Source organism: Tardiphaga sp., assembly GCF_044336785.1.
GTDB lineage: Bacteria > Pseudomonadota > Alphaproteobacteria > Rhizobiales > Xanthobacteraceae > Tardiphaga.
In genome coordinates, this window is record NZ_JBIIOT010000015.1 from 34,473 (window position 1) to 56,731 (window position 22,259).

The window sequence follows — 22,259 nt, forward strand, 5'->3', positions numbered from 1 at the left end:
TGATCCCCAAAGAGACGGGTCAGGCCGTTGACCGACCTGACCCTGACGCCTTCCCTGCCGAGGTTTGTCCCTCGATCATGCAGGGATCATCGCATGAACCTGGGCTGAACTGCTTAAGGGAATTGGTGAATCGAATGTGACTGGATTCGATGGTTTACGAAATTCCCTAGATGGTTCGCCCGCCATCCACCGGCAGAATCACGCCAGTCAGGAATTCGGACTCCTCACCGGCCATATAAACGCAGGCATTGGCGATATCCGATGGGCGCGACATGCGGCCGAGCGGAATGGTGCCGATGAATTTGGCGCGGTTTTCCGGCGTATCGGGCACGCCCATGAAGGCTTCCAGCAGCCCGGTTTCGCCCATCACCGGCGCGATGCAATTGACGCGGATGCCGTCGGGGGCGAGCTCCACGGCCATGGATTTCGACATCAGGTTCACCGCGCCCTTGGAGGCGTTGTACCAGGTAAGGCCGGGACGGGGACGCACACCGGCGGTGGAGCCGATATTGATGATACGGCCGCTCTTCTGCTTCCTCATCACGGGCACGCAGGCATTGGTCATCAGGAAGATCGCCTTCACATTGACGTCGAAGACACGGTCGAATTCTTCCTCGGTCACTTCCAGCATCGGCTTGTTGCGGAAGGTCCAGCCGGCATTGTTGACGACCACGTCGAGCTTGCCGAATTTGTCCACGGCGAGCTTCACGGCGGCATCCACATCGGCCTTGTTGGCGACGCTGCCGCCATGGGCGATGGCGCTCGCACCGATTTCATCAGCCACTTTCTTCGCGCCGTCGGCGTTGAGATCGAAGATCACGACCTTGGCGCCTTCACGCGCATAGGATCGCGCAATTTCGGCGCCGAATCCGGATGCGCCGCCGGTGACGATGGTGGACAGGCCCTGAAGTCTCATGTGGTTTCTCTCCCGTTGCCGCGCCACGATCGGGCGCTTGTCGTTTTGAATATGAATGCCGAGGCGCGGCCGAGTGCCGCAGGCATGTTGTCGCAAAAGCCGGACAGGCTGTACAGCTTCGGTATCCGCGATAAAACTTTGGCGCAGAAAAAAGGGCGACCTTGCGGCCGCCCTCGATCCAATCATCAATGTCGCAGCTTTAGCTTTATTCGGCGCTGCTGACGAGCCGGAGCTGCGTCTTCTGATCCATCTGGCTGCGATAGGCCTCGACATAGTCTTCCGCCATGCGACGGGCCGAGAAGCGTTTTTCGAAATGCTTGCGGATCGCGACGCGGTCCATGCCGGCGAGGCGGCCCACGGCATTCACGGCGCTGAGTTCATCCTCGACAATAAAGCCGGTGAGGCCCTGGTCGATGATCTCCGGCACCGAACCGCGATTATAGGCAATCACCGGCGTACCGCAGGCCATGGATTCGATCATGACCAGGCCGAACGGCTCGGGCCAGTCGATCGGCAGCAGCAGGCCATAGGCGCCCGACAGGAAGTCCGGCTTTTCGCGATCGCTGATCTCGCCGATGAATTCGACCAGCGGGTGATCCATCAGCGGCTTCACCACGGCTTCGTAATATTCCTCGTCGGCGCGATCGACCTTGGCAGCGATCTTCAGCGGAATGCCGGCGCGGATGGCGATCTTGATGGCGCGATCGACACCCTTTTCCGGAGCGATGCGGCCGAGCACCGCAAGATAGCTCGGCTTGACGTCCTGCGGCGTCAGCAGTTTCTCCGGCAGGCCGTGATAGATCGTCTTGATGAAATTCGCCTGCGGCACCGGACGACGCTGGGCGTCCGAGATCGAGATCACCGGCGCTTTCGAGAATGTCGTGAAGGTCGGCTGATGCTCCGGCAGATCGAGGCGGCCGTGCAACGTGGTCACGAACGGTGTCGGCTGGCGGGAGAATAGGGAGAACGGGTAGTAATCGAGATGGAAGTGCAGAATGTCGAATTCGTCATCATCACATTTCTGACGCACCCGCTCCAGCATTTCCATGTGAAGTGCATTGGGATCGCGTACCGAGCCGTCGAGGCGGAGCGCCTTCGGCCAGCCGGCGTCGAGCTTGGCTGTGGTCTGTGAATCGCCACTGGCGAAAAGCGTCACGTCGTGCCCTTGCGCGACAAGCTCTTCAGTCAACCAGTGGACGACACGTTCAGTGCCGCCATAGAGCTTGGGTGGAACAGCTTCAGTCAGTGGAGCCACTTGCGCGATGCGCATTTACATATCTCCCATGTTGGAAGTGAGGAGCTCACGACATGTGAGCATTGAGGCACCGGCATTGCCAGGCAGGGGAACGTTCTCGCATCTGCGAAGTTCCTTACCCATCTGCGACTTTCCTCCACACTGTCGTCTTGCTGCCGCCATCACGCTCTTTCAGGTTCAGGGAACTACTGATGCTGATCGAATGTTGCGCAGAAAAGGCGAGAGCGTGAGTAATTCGCGGCCACATGAGTTTCGTCCACGGGCGGGGACGCTGTCCGTAAAGCTTCCAGTTCCTCCTCAAGGGGTTTAGTTCTCAATGGACAGTCTTTCCGGATACGCACAGCACCCGTTTGCGTTTGTGATGCGATACATCAAGCGGCGCTCTGTCTCGCATTCCGTCATTCTGCTTGCCGTGCTTGGCGCAGTTGCCTGCTCTGTCGGCACGCAATACGGCATCAAGCATCTGGTCGACGGGCTGTCTGCAGGTCCGAGTAATGCGACCAACGTGATCTGGTGGGCCTTCGGTGGATTGATCGCGCTGATTACGGCGGACATGTTCCTGTGGCGTGTCGCCAGCTGGATTGCGAGCTACACCTTCGTCAGCGTGACCGGTGATCTGCGTCGCGACATTTTTCGCCATCTGACCGGTCACGCACCAAGTTATTTTACGGATCGCCTGCCCGGCATGCTCACCAGCCGGATCACGGCGACGTCGAATGCCGTTTTCACCGTCGAAAACATGTTCATCTGGAATGTGTTGCCGCCGATCGTCGCGACTTTCGCGGCCATCCTCCTGATCGGCACCGTCAGCCTGCCGATGGCCGCAGGCCTCACCGTCGTCGCTGGCGCTGTCGTGGCGCTGATGTTCAAGATGGCAGCGGCGGGCAAGGGCCTGCACAATGATTTCGCCGACAAGGCCGCTGCTGTCGATGGCGAGATGGTCGATGTCATCAATAACTTGCCGCTGGTCCGCGCATTTTGCGGCCTGAGCTTCGAGCATGATCGCTTCGACGATACTGTCGATCGCGAACTGCATGCACGCGGACGCAGCCTGCGCTATCTCGAACGTCTTCGACTAACTCACGCAGCGATTACGGTGGTGCTCACCATCGGGTTGCTCGGCTGGGCCATCATGCTGTGGCAACGTGGCGGTGCGTCCACAGGCGACGTGGTGCTGATCTGTACGCTGGGTCTCTCGATCCTTCATGCGACACGCGATCTCGCGGTGGCGCTGGTGGATGTTACGCAGCATATCGCGCGTCTGTCGGAGGCGCTGGCGACACTGCTGGTGCCGCATGAGCTGCGCGATCACCCCGAAGCCGAGCCGCTGGTGAAATCTGGCGCGGCCATCGCCTTCGATAATATCTCGTTCCAATATCCGGGCGGGCAGAAGGTGTTCGATAAGTTCACGCTGCGCCTCAATGCCGGTCAGCGCGTCGGTCTGGTCGGGCAATCCGGCGGCGGCAAGTCGAGCCTGTTCGTGTTGCTGCAGCGTTTCTACGACACGCAGGAAGGCAGCATCAGTATCGACGGCCAGGACATTTCGCGCGTCACGCAGCAAAGCCTGCGTCACGCCATCTCGGTGGTGCCGCAGGATATCTCGCTGTTCCATCGCTCCATCATGGAGAACATCCGTTACGGGCGCCCGAATGCCAGCGATGAGGATGTGCTGCGAGCCGCAGTCGATGCGCGCTGCGATTTCATCGAGCAGTTGCCGGAAGGTCTGGATACCATGGTCGGCGATCGCGGCGTCAAACTGTCGGGCGGGCAGCGTCAGCGCATTGCGATTGCCCGCGCGTTCCTGAAGGATGCACCGATCCTGCTGCTCGACGAAGCCACCGCTGCGCTGGACAGCGAGTCCGAAGAAGCCATCCGCGAGGCGCTGGCGCGCCTGATGCGGGGGCGTACGGTCATTGCCATCGCCCATCGTCTTGCGACACTGCGGAATTTCGATCGCGTCGTCGTGCTGCGAAGCGGCAAGATCATCGAGGATGGCAAGCCCGATCTCCTGATGCAGGGGCAGGGCCCCTATCGCGAACTCGTGACGCAGGAGATGAGTCGGTTGGCGGCTCACGCGGCCTGACGACTCAGCTAATCTGCACGATGCGTTCCCGCATGCGTATTGCCATCTCCATTCAACTGGCAGAGGTCACCCATGCCCGTCGAAGCTATTGCTGCAAAACGAGACGCCCTCGCCGATCAGAAAGTCAGCGAGTCGCCGTTCTACATTCCGATGACAGGTCCGGCTTCGCGGCCGCGCCGCGCGCTCAAGCATGATGATACATTCGCGGTGCTCGACAGCCATGGCGACATCGGTGCATCCGCCGGCGGGCCGGATGGATTGTTCAACAAGGATACGCGCTATCTCGCGCGCCTCGAACTGGCGCTGGATGACGTGCAGCCGCTTCTTCTCGGCTCCAATCTGCGCGACGATAACTCGTCACTGACCATCGATCTGACCAACCCCGACATCTATCGCAACGGGCGGATCGTCCTGCAGAAGGACATGCTGCATGTCGTGCGCACTGTCTTTTTGTGGCGTGGGGCCGCCTATCAGCGCATCGGCTTGCAAAATCACGGCAATGGGCGGGCGAGCTTCGATCTGACTTTGTCGTTCGATAACGATTTTGCCGATCTGTTCGAGGTACGCGGCGAGAAGCGCAAGCATCGCGGCGTCGCTACCAGCCGTCTCGTTGATCCCAGCCATGTGGCGCTGGAATATACCGGACTCGATGGCAAGCCGCTGCGCACCATGATGTATTTCGACCCGCGCCCGACGCAGTTGTCCGCCAACAAGGCGACCTATCATTTCGATTTGGGGCCTCAGGAGGTGACGTCGCTTTTCGTTGCAGCGAGCTGCAATGTCGGCGTCGATCACAAGCCTGTGCCGTTTCTGCGCGGATTGCTGGCGCACCGCCGCGAGATGCGCAATTTCAGCAAGGGCGCGACCACCATCGAGACCTCGAACGACATCTTCAATGAAGTGTTGTGTCAGGCCATGGGTGATCTCAACATCCTCATGACCAACACGCCGCAGGGGCGTTATCCTTATGCAGGCATTCCCTGGTATTCGACCACATTCGGACGCGATGGTCTGATCACGGCTTTGCAGATGCTGTGGATCGATCCGCGCGTGGCGAAGGGCGTATTGTCCCGACTGGCGGCCTTCCAGGCCAAGGAAGTCGATCCGCTCAACGATGCCGAGCCCGGCAAGATCCTGCATGAAATGCGCGGTGGCGAAATGGCGGCACTGCGCGAGGTGCCGTTTGCGCAATATTATGGAAGCGTGGATTCGACCCCGCTCTTCGTCTTGCTGGCGGGCCTTTATGTCGAGCGCACCGGCGATGATGAAACGCTGCGTGAGCTATGGCCGGCCATCGAAGCAGCGTTGAAATGGATCGACGGCCCCGGCGATCCTGATGGTGATGGTTTCGTCGAATATCAGCGCGCCACCGAGCAAGGCCTGCAGAACCAGGGTTGGAAAGATTCGTATGATGCGATCTTCCATGCCGATGGCAAATTGGCGGAAGGCAATATCGCGCTCGCGGAAGTGCAGGGCTATGTCTATGCCGCCAAGCACCTCGCCGCCCGGATGGCGCTGCGGCTGGAGATGGCCGGGCGCGCCGAACAGCTCGAGGCAGAGGCCCAGCAGCTCGCTGATCGGTTCGAGGAATCATTCTGGTGCGAGGAGATCGGCACTTATGCGCTGGCTTTGGATGGCGCCAAGCTGCCTTGTGTCGTCCGCTCGTCCAATGCTGGCCAGTTGCTGTTTACCGGCATTGTGCGCGAGGAACGTGCGCGCATGGTCGCGGCCGATATGATGCGGCCGCATTTCTTCACCGGATGGGGAATCCGCACCATCGCGCGCGGCGAAGCCCGCTACAATCCCATGTCCTATCACGACGGCTCGATCTGGCCGCATGACAATGCGCTCATCGCGCTCGGCCTGTCGCGCTATGGCCTCAAACATTCGGTCGAAGCCGTGTTCAAGGGATTGTTCGACACGGCGACCTATATGGACCTGCGTCGCCTGCCGGAGCTGTTTTGTGGCTTCCAGCGGGAGAAGCGACGGGGCCCCACGCTTTATCCGGTGGCCTGCGCGCCACAAGCCTGGGCCAGCGCCACGCCGTTCACATTGCTTGAGGCGGCGCTCGGCATCGAATTCGATATTGCCCGCAACGAGATCCGTTTCCGCGATCCGCGGCTGCCGTCGTTCCTGCAGCATGTCATCCTGCGTGATGTCAGGCTCGGCGACTCCAGCGTCGATCTATGCCTGCGCAAGCACAATGACGATGTGTCTCTGGAGGTGCTTCGCAGCCGCGGCCAGATCAGGGTTTCGATCGTGCTGACGCATTGATGCGTTTCGCGTCAGCAACAAGTTTGAGTGAGGAACAATCCATGTCCGCAATCCGCTTTATGGTCGGACTGCTTGCCGTATCAATTGCAAGCGCGTCCGCATTCGCGGCTGATGCGCCTGTGCCTCCGCCCGTGCCCGCACAAGCCACGCAGCCTGAACCAACGCCAACCAGCAAATCAGAGGCCGCGCCATCACCGCCAGCTTCACCCGCGCCTGATAGTCAGCCACCGCCCGCGCAAGCTGCTGTACCCCCGGCAACCATCGAGCCGGTGAAACCCGCTACTCCGCCAAAACCCGATGTCGCGCCTGCAGCCATGCCGCCTGCCGCCAAGCCGCCATCGGTGACGGTCATCGATACATTTGATGCCAAAGGTATTCTTGGCCGCGATGTGCGCAGCCCCGCCAGCGAGAATATGGGCCGCATTGCGGATGTGATCGTCGATCGCGCCGGGCAGGTGCGTGGCGCCATCATCGATTTCGGCGGTTTTCTCGGCGTCGGCTCGCGCAAGATCGTGGTCGATTGGGCCGCGCTGCATTTCTGGAACGTGGCCGACAAGACCGCCAGCATCACGCTCGATCTGACGCGCGAGCAGGTCCGCGCAGCGCCGGAATACAAGGACGATGCGCCAATGGTCGTGCTCGGCGCGTCCGGCACGCTGACGCCGCTGAAATTTCCACCCATCACCATGCAGGAGCGATAATTGGCCGTTCAGGCGCCCACGCGTATTCCAGATCGCACTGGTTCCGACGACCAGACGGCGGTGCCTGAGGTCGCGTGCGCGCCCGGAATCGCGCCTGAGCCTGAAGACAAAAAGCCCGACCACGGAGCGCCAGAACCGTCGAAGCAGAGCCTGCGCGGTCTCGACTGGTTCATCTTCTTCCTCGCCGATGTGCAAACAGGCTTTGGTCCTTTCATTGCCGTCTATCTGACTACGCAAAAATGGACACAGGTCGAGATCGGATTCGTGCTCTCGATCGGCGGGGTAGTCGCTTTGCTCGGGCAGATGCCCGGCGGGGCCATTGTCGATGCGGTTCGTTCGACACGCCTGGTCGTCGGGGCAGCGGTTGCGGCGATTGCCTGCTGTGCGCTGGCTTACGCGGCAGCGCCCATTTTCCCGGTGGTGGTGACCGCGGCCACGGTGCATGCGATGGCCAGCTGCGTGCTTGGCCCCGCCATCGCGGCCATGAGTCTTGGCCTGGTCGGGCCGATGAACATCGGCGAGCGGCTTGGCCGCAATGCGCGCTTCGCGTCGCTCGGCAATGGCGTAGCGGCGGCCGTCATGGGCACGTGCGGCTATCTGCTATCGAGTCGCTCGGTGTTCATCGTCACCTTCCTGCTGGCGATCCCGGTGCTTTATGCGTTGTCGCGGATTCGGCATCAGGAGATCGATCCCGCGCGGGCCCATGGTCATGCTGCGGAGCAGGCCGAGAGTAGTCCGCCATTCCGCTTCCGCGATCTCGTACGTCAGAAGCCGCTGCTGATCTTCGCCTGCGCTGTGCTGTTGCTGCAGCTCGCCAATGCGGCGATGCTGCCCTTGATGGCCGGCGTCGTCACCACGCGTTCAGCCGACTGGGCACCGGCACTTATTGCCTTCTGCATCGTGGTGCCGCAGGCTTTTGTCGCTGCGACGTCGCCGACGGTCGGCCGCAAGGCTCAGCAATGGGGGCGTCGGCCGCTGTTGCTGGCCGCGTTCACAGCGCTCACGATCCGCGGCTTGCTTTTCTCGGTGGTGACCGATCCATTTGCGCTCGTGGCCGTGCAAATCTTCGACGGCGTCACCGCGGCGGTATTCGCCGTGATGATCCCGTTGATCGTCTCGGATATCACCTTCGGGCGCGGCCGGTTCAGTCTCGCGCAGGGCATCGTCGGTACAGCGACGGGCATTGGTGCATCACTTAGCACCGTCACCGCTGGCTTCGTCGCGGACAAGTTCGGTGCCCCCATCGCCTTTGTCGGCTTGTCCTGCGTTGCCGCGCTCGGCTTCCTGCTCATCCTGCTGGTGATGCCGGAGACCAAGCGCGATCACGGCGAGGCGGAGAAGGCCTAAGGCTTCACGCTCTCACCGAGATAGTTGATCGCAGCGGTCACGCCGCCCTTGCCATGCGGAATGCCGAGCGCCTGCAGGCCCATTTCAACGACGCTGAGCGTGCCCAGGATCATGGGGGCGTTCACATGGCCCATATGGGCAATGCGGAACGCCTTGCCGTGCAGATCGCCGATGCCGACACCCAGAATGACACCGCATTTCTCGCGGCAATAAGCGAGCAACGGCGCCGGGTTTGCCATCTTGATCGTCGTGACCGTGTCGGCTCGCTCCCTCGCCTCGGTGATATTGAAGCTGAGCACACCGCCTTCAGACCATACAGCCACAGCGCGTCGCACGGCCTCCGCGAGCAGGCGGTGACGCAGAAACACATTCTCCAGCTTCTCGTCGAAGATCATGTCCAGCGCCTGGCGCTGTGCGAACATCAGATGCACCGGCGCCGTACCGGAATGCTTTTGATAGTGCTCGTTGCCGTCGCGCTCGGTCCAGTCGAAATAGGGCGTGCGCAGATTGGCCGACTTGTGCACCTCGCGCGCACGATCGCTCGCGGCGACAAAGCCGAGGCCGGGTGGCGTCATCAGCCCCTTCTGCGACGCGGACATCGCCACATCGATGCCCCAGGCGTCCATCTCGAACGGCATGCAGCCCAATGAGGCGACGGCATCGACCATGAACAGCGCAGGATGGCCGGCGGCCTTGATCGCCTTGCTGATCGCTTCGATGTCGTTATAGGCGCCGGATGCAGTATCGATCTGCACGGCAAGCACGGCCTTGATCTTGTGCTCGGTATCCTGCCGCAGCGCGGCTTCCACTTCGGCGGGGCGAATGGCGCGATTCCAGTCGCCCTTTAGGCTCTGCACCTCGACGCCCATCAGGCGCGCGGCATTGCCCCAGCCCACGGCAAAGCGGCCGCTCTCCAGCACCAGAATCTTGTCGCCGCGCGACAGGATGTTGGTGAGCGTCGCTTCCCAGGTGCCGTGGCCATTGGCGATGTAGATATAGGTCTTGCCCTTGGTCGCGAACACGGTGCGAAGGTCGTCCAGCAGACCGTAAGTCAGCTTCACCATCGCGTCGGAATAGATATCCAGCGGCGCGCGATGCATCGCGCGGAGCACGTCATCCGGCATCGTTGTGGGGCCGGGGATGGCGAGAAATTCACGACCTGCGCGAACGACCATTTTCTGTCCTTGTTGGATTTATTTGCCATCGTCGCATGATGGCGCGGGAAATCAAAGCCGGTCGCGAGCTGCTTGTGATGTCTTTGCCCGGCTTGACCGGGCGATCCAGTACACATCAAAGCCGCTGTGTTTACTGGGTCACCCGGTCGAGCCGGGTGACGACAGCGGAGCATCGTCAGTGCGTCGAGGTCGGGCTGATCACATTCGCCACGGCGCGGAAAATCTGGTCTTTGATCTCCGTGGCGGCCGGGCTCGGGATCGTCTCCGGCGGCTCCATGCGTTTGGCGCAGTCGACAACGAGGCGTTGAATCCAGATCTCGCCGTCGGTGTAGTAGAGATCGCCGCCGCCATTGCGACCGGCAATGGTGGGGCCCACACCAGTGACTTGATACTTGGCTTCGACCATGCCAGCTTTTTCCAGATCGTCGGCGAGTAGCGCGCGCTCGGCATCGATATCGGCGGCGATATGATGCGTGATGGCGCCGGTGTATCGGCTGACGCCGACACTGCGATCGAAAGTGGCGTCGCCAAGCCAGACCGGGCGATCTTCCTGCCCCTTTTCGAGCACCATCCACAGTCGAACGTGATGGCGCTGATCGGGGCTGGTGCCTGATGGCTTCTCGAAAGCGAGATCTTCACGACGGCCGAGATAAACGAGCGGCGACACCGGTGCGTTGTGGTAGGGGCGATCGAGCAGCACGCTGCCGACGATCTCGATCGACGATTTCAACGTGACGGGGTCGGCTGGATACCAACCCGCCGCGTGCATGGCGCAGATGATGTCCCTCTTGTTGCCAATCAGCCCGACATTGATGGGATCGCCGGGAATGCCCTGCGGGGTCATGGTCGTCATCGGCATGCCGGCCAGCGACTTCTGGTGCTCATAGTGGGTCCAGAGCTCTGGCAACAGCAGGTAGGCAATGCCACCATAGATAATGGTGGCAAGCAGGGTCAGTCGCAGCGCACGATAGGTTCGGCTGCGGCGCTGTTGCTCTGCTATCGGATGGCTGTCCGGCTGGTCCAAGATCTCGCCCATGGGGAATCGCGGGCGGACCCTGCCACGTCAGCGCCGCGATGTCATCGCCAAGCCGCCCAGATCAGCGGCGGGTCTCGCGGCAACCGGCGGCTTCGGCCTCTTCTTTAGAACAAAACCAGCGCGTGCCCTTGCTGACGCGCATCTTGATCTTGGCATACCAGCGGCTTTCCGGTGTGTGATAGATGCAAACGCCGGCGCGATTGACATTTCCCTTGATCCGGCAGGCCGGCGAGGGCGCCGTGGCGCCGGAGGCCGAGGCAAACAGGATCGGGAGCATCTCAGGCTTCGGCTTGATGGCACCCAGGGTGCCGGCCTTCTTGTTGCGCACGCGCCATTCCCACGGGGCAACGAAGGCACCGGTCCACAACCCCACTTGCGCCTCGCGCGCTGCTTTCTCCTCGGGGTCGTAGATGTGCGAGAAGCGCACATAGGAGAGCGCCCAGCCGCTCTTCACCAGCCATTGCGCGATATCCTCGCCGTCGGCCTGGCATTTGGCGACGATGCGGCCGAAGCGGTCGGTGCGTTGGCTTTGGCAGGTCCAGCTCTTGTCTCCCGCGCGCGCGACCAGGGCATCGTTGGCGGCCACGCCGCAGTTCCAGCGCTCGCCGCTGGCGTTGAGGCACATCTGATCGAGGCCGGGCGCATCGGAGCCGGCAAGACGGATGCGCGTATTGCCGATGGTCACCTGATTGGCATCGCGGATTTTCGGCACGCCGGTGTGGTCGGCCGCATCAGCCAGTGTCGGCAGGCAGAGAACGAGCAGGGCGAGACAAAGCAGGCGGGTCATGCGCATGAGGCCTTGGATTACAACATCGTGACGACAATCGGAGAACAGTGCCGGCATTTCGTCGCAGATGCCAGTGCGCGATGGATAGATTGTCTCAACTCCGCGCGAGCGGCGCGATCAACGCGCCTGCATCGCATGCCGCGCCAGCGCCAGGCCCATAAGAGCGAAGGCCGACGTGACCTCAGGCCCGCCGACCAGAATGCGAGTCGGCGTTTTCATCTTGTTCCATTCATAAGCCTTGAACGGTCCCTTGCGACCGCCTTCGCCGTGGCTGCGCATGATGCATTGCAGCGCTGGCGTGAACAACGCGATGTCGCCGCCGAGATGTCCGAGCGTGATCAGCGCAAGCGCAGCATCGAAGGCATTCATCTCGCGCGCGATCAGCTCATCGGCCACATAAGCGAGAATGTGCGGCTTGATGAAGTCGAACGTGTTGTCGGGATCGAGCTTACGCTGTGCGTCGGTGGGCAAGGCGCGAAATGCTGCGTAGCAGCGGCCGAAATAGGCGCAATAGAGTTCTGGCAGATAATAGATATGCGACTTCGGGTCGGCGAAGGCGCCGGATTCGACGAGGCGCCGTTGAAAGCCGATGATCCGATGCACCGTCTCGAGGCGCTTCGGCGTTTCCAGCACTTGCCAGCGCATGCAGTTGCGGAACGAGACTTCCAGCACGTCGAGGTTCAATGTGGGGTCGAGATCGTTGCCGTAAGGACGCTGGCCGGCGAGGTTGTCGATCCAGGTGGCGATGGCGCCGTCATAACTGATGTTGTCATTGATCGGCACCGTGACCAGAGGTTCGTTGGCGCCTTCATTGACCTGGTAGCCGGCATAGAAATCGAGCAGCGGTTGATCGAGGATGGGATCGCTCGATCCGGCCTGCGTCGCTGCTGAGAAGGAATAGGCAGTGGTGTCGCAGTCCGGCACATAGATGCCGAAGCCGAGATCCTGCTTGATCTGCGCGAAGAAGCGGCTGAAACGCGGATGCGGCGGCGGCGCCAGCGCCGTGATCACATGGACGCTGCTGCCGTCATGCGCCTTCACTTCCTCGCGCGAGGTGACGAGGCAGAATTCGATCATCGCATCGATGGCGCGGCGCGATGTTGCGGTTTGCTCCGTGGTCGGCAATCCGGTTTCGCCGAACGCGAGCAGTGCCTCGATGAAAAAGGCATCGTAATAGGCCGAGCGATGCCGGATCTGCACCGGCTCCCACATCGGTTCGGCAATGCCGGTCCAGGGCGGGTTGATCAGCCGGCCCGCCGGCGAGCGGGCGATGAAAATGCGGGCCAGCGTGAAGAGCAGCGTCGAATTCTTGTAGCCGCGGGCATTCAGCCCGGTCAGCGCCATCAGGAACTCGCGGCCATGCATGTCGGGATCGCCGATCAGATTGAAGGCCGCATAGGTCGGGATGAAGCCATTTCTGTCGAACGAACCGAGCAGATGCTTGCCGCAGCTCTGGATCACTTCGTCGATCTCGCGGATCGACGGGACGGAATTGGCCACAGGCACCTTTGGCGGGGCCGGGTGCTGAAGGTCCACAGTGTCCAGCAGCTCCGCTACCGGTCGACCAATCGCCTCCCAGTCCGGCTCTGCGTCGTCCCGCGCGGCAATCAGGGCGTCCTGCAGGGCCTTGAAGCGGACGGGATCGCGCAATTCGGACAATCCGGCCCGCCGCAGCAAAGGCCGCAGGGCTGGGTTCCCGAGTGCGGTATTGTAGAATTTGGTAATATGCCCGTCGCCGGTACCCGGACGCCGAAGGATGGGATCGCAGAGGTCGTAGAGCGTCGGCCCGTCCTTGCGGGCGATGAGCGCGTCAAAGGCGGCGCGGGCCTGAGAGGTCACAGTCATGGAGCATCTTTCGGTGAGACGTCTGCGCACGTCTTAGGAAATCGGCCGCCGCGCATGCGCGAAAAACTCTCCCGACACCTGCAAGCCATTGAAATCCAGCATGAATCGATCCGGAATTCAATTGTCAGGGGCGCATGGACGGTTCCGTTGCGTCAGTAACCCTGTCTTAAACGGAGCCCTTTACCCGTTGCCCGGTTGATCTCCACGGGTTAACACCGGGTTCGCTGCGGTGCCGCAAATTGAGCGTATTTGATGCTCATTGGTTCGGCATCCTTTCAAACCTAGTCAGACGTCCACGCGACCAATGGTTGCGCGTGAATGATGAGCAGGAAACGACGTAATGAACGTAGGGCAGTTTCGCGTATCCCGACGCTCGATCACCATGACCGTTGCTTTTGCCGGTCTGGTGTCGCTGGCGCTCGGTGCCCATGCCGCGCTCAACAAGCATGTCCTGGACTCGGCCCGCGCAGCCGTCGGTCTCGAAACGACACAGTCTATCCCAAGCAATTCGCGCTTTGCTCTGGTGATTGGCAACGGCCACTATCCCGACGCCGGTTCGCCGTTGCTGCAGCCGATCAATGATGCACGCGCGGTGACCCATGCGCTGCGCCAGGATGGGTTCGACGTCGATGTGATCGAAGACGCCACCCGCGATGACATGACCCGCGCTGTGGCGCGCCTGAAAGGCAAGATCAAGCCCGACAGCACAGTGATGCTTTATTTCGGCGGCTACGGCGTGCAGGTTGGCCGCCAGAGCTACATGATCCCCGTCGATGCCGCGATCTGGCGTGAGCGCGATGTGCGCAGCCAGGGCATGAGCGTCGAAGCCGTGCTCGATGTCATGAAAGAACAGGGTGCTCAGGCCAAGCTGGTGGTGCTCGATGCATCCCGCCGTAATCCTTATGAGCGCCGCTTCCGCGCCTATTCGCGTGGCCTCGCGCCCATCGATGTGCCGGAGAAGGCGTTGATCCTCACATCGGCAACGCCTGGCAAGGTCGCCGACGATGCCGATGGCCAGAATAGCCTGCTCGCCACCGAATTCCTGAAGAGCCTGAAGACGAAGCCGGTCAGCGCCGAAGCCGTGTTCACTAACACCCGCACCGCGGTGACCCGTGCCTCCGACGGCGCGCAGGTACCTGCCGTGTCATCGTCGCTTGTCGATGAAGTGAAGTTCGGCACAGCTGTGACGGTGCGCGCCGGCAGCTGAGAGCAGTGAGGGCAAGCGCCCTCGCTCCGCGACCGCGAACCGCTTTATTTTCCCGCGCCAACCGTCACCGGTCGCACTGGATCGCCTTCGCGAAGCAGGGCGCCCGCGCGGGCGACAACGATGTCGCCTTCATTCAGACCTTCACGAATTTCGACGCGGCCGCCGGACAGAAGCCCGACCTCAACGCGGCGCGTTTCAATCCGGTGGCGACGGACGACCTGCACGACCGTGCCGCCTGAGCTGTAGAGAATGGCCGTGAGCGGCAGAGCGACACCGCAGCTCTCTCCAGTCTTGATACTGGCGCGCGCATAGGAGTTGGTCATCAGCCGGCGCGGCGAATTGAGTGCGACTACGACCTGACCGAGCTGGCTGTTCGGCTCCACCGATGACGCGACGCGGCGCACCTTGGCGTCGAGTTCGCCGATGCCGATCACCTTGATCTTGGTCGGCTGATCGACTTTCAATTTCGGTAAATCGCGGGTCGGCACCTGGCCGATGAAATCGAATTCGCTGCGCGAGATGATGCTGAACAAAGCCTCGCCGCGGGCAGAGGCGATCGTGCCCACCACCGCGGTCGAAGCGCTGACGAGGCCTGCGACGGTGGCCTGAAGCTGGATCGAACTACCATCCGGCGACGTCAGCTTCGCGAGGATCTGGCCTGCAGTGACGTTCTCGCCGGCATCGACCATCACTTCAGCGACCTTCAGGCCGGGACGATCGGGTCGAATCGAAACCTCTTCGCGCGGCAGGAGCAAGCCTGCGACATCCACGGTATCGGCGAAACACAGCTTGGATGCAGCTAGTACCGTGACGGCAGCGCCTTTGACCGCGTCGGCCTCGTCGGCAGCAAGGCTTGGTGTCGCGAGAGAACAGAGCGCGGTTGCGAGCAGAAGGTGCTTCAGCATGGTGGTCGCCCGTTGCGTGGAGAAAGGATGCGACGCGATCATCGGTCGGCCTGCTTGTGCTCGTTTTGCGGATGGCTGCGATCTTCTTCACCGCTGGACACCAGCAGTTTGCGGCCGAAACGCCATGACAGATTGCCGACATCGTCCATCATCATGAACATCGCTGGCACGAAAATGAGAGACAAACCGGTCGAGAAGATGAGGCCGCCAATAATGGCCAGCGCCATCGGCGAACGGAATTCGCCGCCGGCGCCCCATGCGAGTGCAGAGGGCATCATGCCGGCCGCCATGGCAATGGTGGTCATGATGATCGGCCGTGCGCGTTTCATGCCGGCCTCGATAATGGCGACCTCGCGCGGCTTGCCCTCGCGAATCGCCTCCACCGCGAATTCCACCAGCATGATGGCGTTCTTGGTGACGATGCCCATCAGCATCAGGATGCCGATCCACACCGGCGTGGTCAGTTGCTTGCCGGTGATGAGCAGCGCCAGGATCGCGCCGCCGATGGAGAGCGGCAGCGAGAACAGGATGGTGATCGGCTGCAGGAAAGTGCCGAACAGCAGCACCAGCACCGCATAGACCATCATCAGGCCGGCCGAGATGGCAGTCGCAAAGCCGTCAGCGAGTTCGTTCAAGCTTTCGGCATCGCCGGATTGTTTGACGCTGACGTTCTTCGGCAGCGTCTTCATGACCGGCAATTCGTAAATCTTCTTCAAGGCATCGCCGAGGGCAGCGGTGCCGACAAGATCCGCCGCGACAGTGGCCTGCCGTTCGCGATCGTATCGATTGATGCTGGTTGGTCCCTGATCGAGTTTGATATCGGCAACAACCGAAAGGGGGACGCCGCCACGTCCGCCGCCGATGGGCACGCGGAGCTGCTCGAGTACCTGGATGTCGGACCGCGCGCTGTCTTCGAGCTGGACGCGGATCGGCACCAGCCGATCGCCGGCATCGAACTTCGCCAGTGCGGGGCCGACATCGCCGATGGTCGCGACACGGATCGTTTCCGACAGGCCTTCGGTCGAGACACCGAGGCGTGCGGCGAGATCGGCACGCGGCTGCACGCGCAGTTCCGGGCGATCGAGCGAGGTTTCCGAGATCACATTGGCAATCAGCGGAATGCGCTTCATCTGTGTCGCGAGTTCATTGGCGACATTGCTGACAATGTTGATGTCAGGCCCGGTCACGACCAGCGAGATGGCGCGCAGGCCGTTCTCGTCCAGGAACCAGTACCGAATATCGGGGACGCCTTGAAGCTCTTCGCCAATGGCAAGTTCGAGCTCGCGCTGCGAAATCTTACGATCGCCCTTTGGCGTATAGTTGATGATCAGCGACGCGCGGCGGACCTCGGAAATGCCGGGCGGCACGCGACCACCATCGACGAAGACGCTCTTGATCTCCGGCCGCTTGCGCAGCCGCTGCACGATCTCCTCGGTCGTCTTTTCCGTGAAAGCAAGCTGCGATCCCGGCGGCAATTCCATCGCCATCAGCGAGCGCGCGGTGTCCTGCGCGGGCAGGAACCCCTGCGGCAGCAACTGGATGCTGAGGATCGAGAGAGCGAAGACGCCGATGCCGATCAGAACCGTGAAATAATAGCGCTTCACCGAGAGGGTCACGAGCTTGTGGTAGAGCTGAAGAATGCGACCGGGCGGTGGATCGTCGTGCTTGTGGTCCTTCATGAAATAGGCCGCAAGCACAGGCGTGACGAAGCGCGCAGCTAATAGCGAGAAGAACACCTGCACCGAGACGGTGATACCGAATTGCTTGAAGAACTGACCGGCGATGCCCGACATAAAGCTGGCAGGCGCGAAGATCGCGATGATGGTGAGGCTGATCGCGATCACCGCGAGGCCGATCTCGTCGGCGGCCTCGAGCGCTGCGCGATAGGGGGATTTACCCATGCGCATGTGCCGCACGATGTTCTCGATCTCGACGATGGCGTCATCGACGAGAATGCCCGTCGATAGCGTGATGGCGAGGAAGCTGACGAGGTTGAGCGAGAAGCCGAGCATGTCCATCACCCAGAAGGCCGGGAAGATGGAGAGCGGCAACGAGACGGCGGCGATGACAGTGGCGCGGAGATCACGCAGGAACAGGAAGACGACAATGACCGCCAGTGCAGCCCCCTCGAACAGGGTACTCATGGCCGCGTCGTAATTGCCCTTGGTGAATTCGACCGATGTGTCGATCAGCTTCAGGTCGACATCGGGATAGGAATCCTTCAGCGAGCTGATGCGCTTCTGCACTGCCTCTGCGACCACCACGTCGCTGGCGCCCTTGGAGCGTTTGATGCCGAGGGCCACGACAGGCTCGCCGTTGAGACGCGCGAAGGTGCGGCGATCGGCGATGGTATCGGTGACGGTGCCGAGATCTTCCAGCCGCACTTCGCCGCCGGAGGGCAGGCTGATCATGGTGCCGGCGAGTTCGTTCAGCGTCTTGGCGCCGGCCAATGTCCGGATCGCCTGATCGTTCTTGCCGATTTCGGCGCGGCCACCTGCGAGATCGACATTGGTGCCGCGCAGACGACGAGACACATCTACGGCAGTGAGACCTGCGGCCTGCAGCCGATCAGGATCCAGTGAGACGAGGATTTCGCGCTCGACGCCGCCGATACGCTCGACCTGCGCCACACCGCGGACGCCTTGCAGTGCGCGCTTCACGACGTCATCGACGAACCATGACAATTGCTCCGGCGTCTTGCCCGGAGAGATCGCAGCATAGGTGACGATCGGCAGGCCGATCACATCCACGCGCTGGATCAGGGGCTCGTTGACGTTTTGTGGGAGATTGGCGCGGACGCGAGTGACAGCGTCCTTGATGTCATTGAGGGCGCGGTCGGTATTGGTTTCCAGCGCGAACTGGACTGTGGTGACCGACAGGCCGTCGGTGATCGATGATGAAATATGTCGGACGCCTTCGACGCCGGAGACGCCGTCTTCGATGGTCTTGGTGACCTGCGCTTCGAGTTCTGCCGGTGCGGCGCCGAACTGCGCCACTGCCACCGAGATCACGGGAATGTCTGCGCTCGGCAGCCGCGTGATTGCGAGCTTGGTAAAACTCACCCAGCCGAGCAGCAACAGGATGATGGAGAAGACGACGGAGGGGAGCGGATGGCGGATCGACCATGCAGAGATATTCATTGCCATTTAGCGCACCCGCGAGCGATCGAGATCGTCGATGAAGATGGTCTGAACCTTGTCGCCGTCATGCAGCGACGTGCCGGCATCGGCGACGACGATGTCGCCGACCTCGACGCCTTCGAGGATTTCGGTGGAGTTGTCGGAGACGAGGCCAACCTTGACGCGCCGTGTTTCGATCACATTGCCCTTCACCAGTTGCACGGTGAAGTGCTCGATGGCCGAACGCGGAATGGCGACGCCACAGCTCCGCCGCGCATCGATATTGGCCCGTGCGAAGATGCCGACCTTGATCGATGGATTGGGCGCCAGTGACAGCCGGACGTGACCGAGCTGCGTGGTGCGATCGATCTGCGGCGACACCACACGCACCTTGCCGAACACATCGGCAAGGCCGTCGCGGCTGATGCGGGCGGTGGCGCCAGGATTGAGCTTGAGGATGTGAATGCTCGGCACTTCGGCGTCGAGCTCGAGTTCGTTGTTGATGGCGATCTTGAACATCGGCCCGGCCTGCGGCGAAGCAGGTGCGCCTGCCTGGGTCATCACTGACGTGACCAACCCAGCAGCGGGCGCGCGGAGTGGCACCGCATTGGGCCGCGCGTTGCTTGCAGATGGCGGCGGGATCAGGCGGGCGAGTTCCTGGTTTTCAGTGACCATGTCACCTTCCTTCACCAGAACTTCGGAAACCCGCGAGCCTTCCGTGTCGACGCCCACCTGTGCTTCGCGTTTGGGCACGACAAATCCGGTTACACGTACCTGATCGGAGAAGCAGGCATTGGTCGCCTTGGCGACCGTGACGACCGCGCCATTCGGCGATCCGCTCGGCGCGGGATCAGCGGCGACGGCGACCGTCGCCAGCGACAGGAGGGCAAGAGCCGGGGCGAAGCGGGCGTAGGCCTTCATTAGCGAATGAGTCCACTTGGCATGGGGCACCGGTCAATGCGCGGCGCGGCGGCAGGGTGGTTCGATCCTATACGGGATGCGTGTGATCGCCAAAGCAAACAGCGCTCCGTGGGGCTCGGAACGCTGTCATGCGGCAATCCGCAGCGGTGAGTGAACCTCACCGCATTACTGTGACGAGGCCGTTGCCTTATTGGCCATATTCACCACCTGCACGCGACGATTGCTCGGATCGGTGGGAGCGAGGCCACTCTTGGGCTTGGTCTTGCCATATCCGACGGTGACGAGGTCGGCGCCTGCGATGCCATATTTGTCGGCGAGGTAACGCTTGATGGCGTCCGCGCGGCGCTCCGACAGATCCTGATTGTACTCGTCGCCGCCGACGGCGTCCGTATGGCCGGCGACCACGAAGGTTGAGCCCTTCAGGTCCGGGCTGCTCAGCGCCTTGCCGAGAGCCTGCACCGACTGCACGGAGCGCTTGCTGATATTAGCGGAATTGTAGTCGAAGGTGATTTCGAGATCGATCGCCGGCTTGGTCTGCGCGATGGTGGCGATCTGCTCGCGCTCGCCCATGGACAACGACCGGGTGCTGCGGTTGCGAAGCGAATCCACAAACTTGCCTTCGGCGGCATTTACGGCGGGTTCTGCCGGAGGAGCCATCGAGAGGCCCCGGGTCAATGGCTTATTCGGTGCCAGTGCACGCAGGATCTGGTCGGACGTGACCTGTTCGGCCGCGATCACCGCGCTTGCGGTAAAGGTGATGGCTGCGCCTGCGATAAAGGCTGCGCGGATGGCGTTGACGCTGAAGCGTGAGGACGATCGCAACATGGAAGCACCCCTTTATTTCTGATCGCGCAACAGGCGCGTGCTCAATCCAAATTTGTTTCCTGGCCGGCTGGAAGGATCGGCATCCGGCTTGTGTTCAATAGTGTCCGTCTGCGCGGGACGGGTTCAAATCCATTTTGGCAAAATTGTGTGTCACCGCCCCAAGGGGCAGCGACGATGTCTCAGCGCACGCCGTAGGTCGCAAATTCCTTCACGATATCCGGGTCCATCGCCTTGGCATTGTTGATGTCGAGGTCACCCTCGGCCGCCTGACCGAGGCGCTGCTTGGCGATTCCGCGGCCATAGAGCGAGGAGGTTAGCTGCGGATTGATCTTCAAGGCGGCATCGAAATCGATGATCGCGTTCCGGCTTTGCCCGTTCTTGAGATTGACCAGTCCGCGGCTATCCAGCGCATCGACGAAATTCGGGCGTAGCCGCAGGGCTTCGTTGCAGTCCTTGAGGGCGCCGGAGAGATCGCTGGTCACAGCGCGGACCCAGCAGCGGTTATTATAGGCTTCGACATCCTTGGGGCTGAGCTTGATCGTGGTGTCGAAATCCTTCAGCGCGGCGGAATACGCGCCCTTGCTGGCATAGACCTGGCCGCGCCGGTAGAGCGCGCCGACGTCTTCGGCATTCTCGGTAATCTTGACGTTGAGTGATTTCACCGTGGGATCGTCAGCCAGCGCCAGCAGGATCTTGGTTTCATCGCGCGGTGCGTCGGCGGCCGGCGGTGGGGCAGGTGCGACCGCGGGGGCAGGTGCTGGCGTGGGAGCAGGCGCTGGCGCGGCTGGCTGCGGGGCTGGAGCAGGCGTGACCGCAGCCTGCTTGGCTGGCGCTGGTGCAACTGGCTCGGGCCGCGGTGTTGCCGCCGGCGCCGGGGCGGGGGCGGCAGCAGGCGCTGCGGCGACGGCCGGAGATGACGGGCGGGCGCCTGCAATGAAGGCAAAATCCTCTGCCAGCGACGACGAAATCCACGGCACCTGCTCGCTGCGCGAGGCGCGGGTAACGCTCACGCGGGTGCGGTTCAGGGTCTGCTCGGCAGTGAGATCGGGAACCTTGATGTCCTTGAGTAGTTCGGTGGCAAACAGGCTGCGGTCGGTGCCGGCGTCGCTGACCACGGAGCTGAGGGCTGCAGAATACATCACTAGGGTGTTGCTGGGCGCAATCACCGGGGCGAGGCCGGCGGAGAAGCTGCGGAACCGGCGCTCGAACGGGTTGCGGCGCGAGGCATCCAGCAACGCGATCTTCACCCCGGCGCCGCGGCCATTGAGCTCGTTGAGCACGGTCTCGAGGCTGAAACCATCACGGCGGACGTCCGCCTCGGTCCAGATCTGGGCATCGACGGGGATCATGTAGCTCTGCCGCGACGACTGGATGCCGTAACCGCTGAAAAACACCAGCGCCACCGTGCCCGGCGTCACTTTGCCGTAAAGCTTTTCCAGCGCGCGGCGCATGCCGTCGCCGCCAAGATTTTCGCCGGTTTCGACCTCGAAACCATCGCGCTTCAGCTCGGCCGCAATGTCGCGCGCGTCGTTGATCGGTTCCTTGAGCGGCGCTTCGGCGTCGGGATATTTGGCATTGCCGATTACCAGGGCGATCCGGGGGGCGCGCTCCTGGGCGGATGCCTGCCAGACAGGGGCGGCGGAAAGCGTCAGCAAGGCAAGCAGGGCAATTCGAATCTTCATAATGAGCCGGTCCAACCCCATAAGACGCGGCAACGAACCCCGCGCCGCGGCGACCTTAGTCCACGCAATATCGATTATCAAACCATCCCCCTTATGGCTGTCAACGCACTGATTTCCTTTGCGGTGCATCACCATTCATCGCGCCATGGCGGCGTCATGAAGGTGGTCGTTCCGAAGGTTG

General features: G+C 61.9%; 16 protein-coding genes. 5 read left to right on the forward strand and 11 right to left on the reverse strand.

What is annotated here, in order from left to right:
• Positions 1–166: 166 nt before the first annotated feature.
• Both ACIQ2A_RS07040 and ACIQ2A_RS07045 read right to left on the reverse strand, forming a co-directional pair.
• Positions 167–916 (reverse strand): glucose 1-dehydrogenase, encoded by a 750-nt coding sequence (locus ACIQ2A_RS07040; RefSeq protein WP_398477249.1) that lies wholly within the window; start codon positions 914–916, stop codon positions 167–169.
• A gap of 205 nt (positions 917–1,121) precedes the next feature.
• Positions 1,122–2,186, reverse strand: a complete 1,065-nt coding sequence (locus tag ACIQ2A_RS07045) for a glycosyltransferase family 4 protein (RefSeq protein ID WP_398477251.1) — start codon at positions 2,184–2,186, stop codon at positions 1,122–1,124.
• Positions 2,187–2,487: 301 nt separating this feature from the next.
• Here ACIQ2A_RS07045 and ACIQ2A_RS07050 point away from each other — a divergent pair, with 301 nt between their 5' ends.
• From ACIQ2A_RS07050 to ACIQ2A_RS07065, 4 genes are all read left to right on the forward strand, one after another.
• Entirely contained in the window at positions 2,488–4,254 is a 1,767-nt protein-coding gene (locus ACIQ2A_RS07050; protein ID WP_398477253.1) for an ABC transporter ATP-binding protein, read from the forward strand.
• 72 nt (positions 4,255–4,326) lie between these two features.
• Positions 4,327–6,528 carry a glycogen debranching N-terminal domain-containing protein gene (locus ACIQ2A_RS07055; protein ID WP_398477255.1) on the forward strand — a complete coding sequence of 734 codons (2,202 nt, stop codon included), beginning with the start codon at positions 4,327–4,329 and terminating at the stop codon, positions 6,526–6,528.
• A 59-nt stretch (positions 6,529–6,587) separates the two neighbouring features.
• Positions 6,588–7,229 (forward strand): PRC-barrel domain-containing protein, encoded by a 642-nt coding sequence (locus ACIQ2A_RS07060; protein ID WP_398477321.1) that lies wholly within the window; start codon positions 6,588–6,590, stop codon positions 7,227–7,229.
• Between the two features lie 87 nt (positions 7,230–7,316).
• On the forward strand, positions 7,317–8,576 hold the full coding sequence (locus ACIQ2A_RS07065) for an MFS transporter (protein ID WP_398477324.1): 1,260 nt from the start codon (positions 7,317–7,319) through the stop codon (positions 8,574–8,576).
• Here ACIQ2A_RS07065 and ACIQ2A_RS07070 read toward each other — a convergent pair.
• From ACIQ2A_RS07070 to ACIQ2A_RS07085, 4 genes are all read right to left on the reverse strand, one after another.
• Positions 8,573–9,751, reverse strand: a complete 1,179-nt coding sequence (locus tag ACIQ2A_RS07070; protein WP_398477257.1) for a pyridoxal-phosphate-dependent aminotransferase family protein — start codon at positions 9,749–9,751, stop codon at positions 8,573–8,575. The genes ACIQ2A_RS07065 and ACIQ2A_RS07070 overlap by 4 nt on opposite strands.
• A gap of 175 nt (positions 9,752–9,926) precedes the next feature.
• Positions 9,927–10,787, reverse strand: a complete 861-nt coding sequence (locus tag ACIQ2A_RS07075; RefSeq protein WP_398477259.1) for an LssY C-terminal domain-containing protein — start codon at positions 10,785–10,787, stop codon at positions 9,927–9,929.
• Between the two features lie 61 nt (positions 10,788–10,848).
• On the reverse strand, positions 10,849–11,574 hold the full coding sequence (locus ACIQ2A_RS07080; protein WP_398477261.1) for a thermonuclease family protein: 726 nt from the start codon (positions 11,572–11,574) through the stop codon (positions 10,849–10,851).
• 117 nt (positions 11,575–11,691) lie between these two features.
• Entirely contained in the window at positions 11,692–13,419 is a 1,728-nt protein-coding gene (locus ACIQ2A_RS07085) for a hypothetical protein (protein ID WP_398477263.1), read from the reverse strand.
• Between the two features lie 340 nt (positions 13,420–13,759).
• On the opposite strand from ACIQ2A_RS07085, the gene ACIQ2A_RS07090 reads away from it, so the two are divergent.
• Complete coding sequence (locus ACIQ2A_RS07090) at positions 13,760–14,626, forward strand: caspase domain-containing protein (protein WP_398477265.1); 867 nt, start codon at positions 13,760–13,762, stop codon at positions 14,624–14,626.
• A gap of 44 nt (positions 14,627–14,670) precedes the next feature.
• Here ACIQ2A_RS07090 and ACIQ2A_RS07095 read toward each other — a convergent pair whose 3' ends face one another.
• The 5 genes from ACIQ2A_RS07095 to ACIQ2A_RS07115 form a co-directional block, all read right to left on the reverse strand.
• Positions 14,671–15,531, reverse strand: a complete 861-nt coding sequence (locus ACIQ2A_RS07095) for an efflux RND transporter periplasmic adaptor subunit (protein WP_398477267.1) — start codon at positions 15,529–15,531, stop codon at positions 14,671–14,673.
• Positions 15,532–15,569: 38 nt separating this feature from the next.
• Positions 15,570–18,677, reverse strand: coding sequence for an efflux RND transporter permease subunit (locus ACIQ2A_RS07100; protein ID WP_398477269.1), 3,108 nt, complete (start codon positions 18,675–18,677; stop codon positions 15,570–15,572).
• Entirely contained in the window at positions 18,678–19,571 is an 894-nt protein-coding gene (locus ACIQ2A_RS07105; RefSeq protein WP_398477271.1) for an efflux RND transporter periplasmic adaptor subunit, read from the reverse strand.
• Positions 19,572–19,736: 165 nt separating this feature from the next.
• Positions 19,737–20,396 carry an OmpA family protein gene (locus ACIQ2A_RS07110; RefSeq protein WP_398477273.1) on the reverse strand — a complete coding sequence of 220 codons (660 nt, stop codon included), beginning with the start codon at positions 20,394–20,396 and terminating at the stop codon, positions 19,737–19,739.
• A gap of 179 nt (positions 20,397–20,575) precedes the next feature.
• Entirely contained in the window at positions 20,576–22,078 is a 1,503-nt protein-coding gene (locus tag ACIQ2A_RS07115; protein WP_398477275.1) for a caspase family protein, read from the reverse strand.
• Positions 22,079–22,259: the final 181 nt, after the last annotated feature.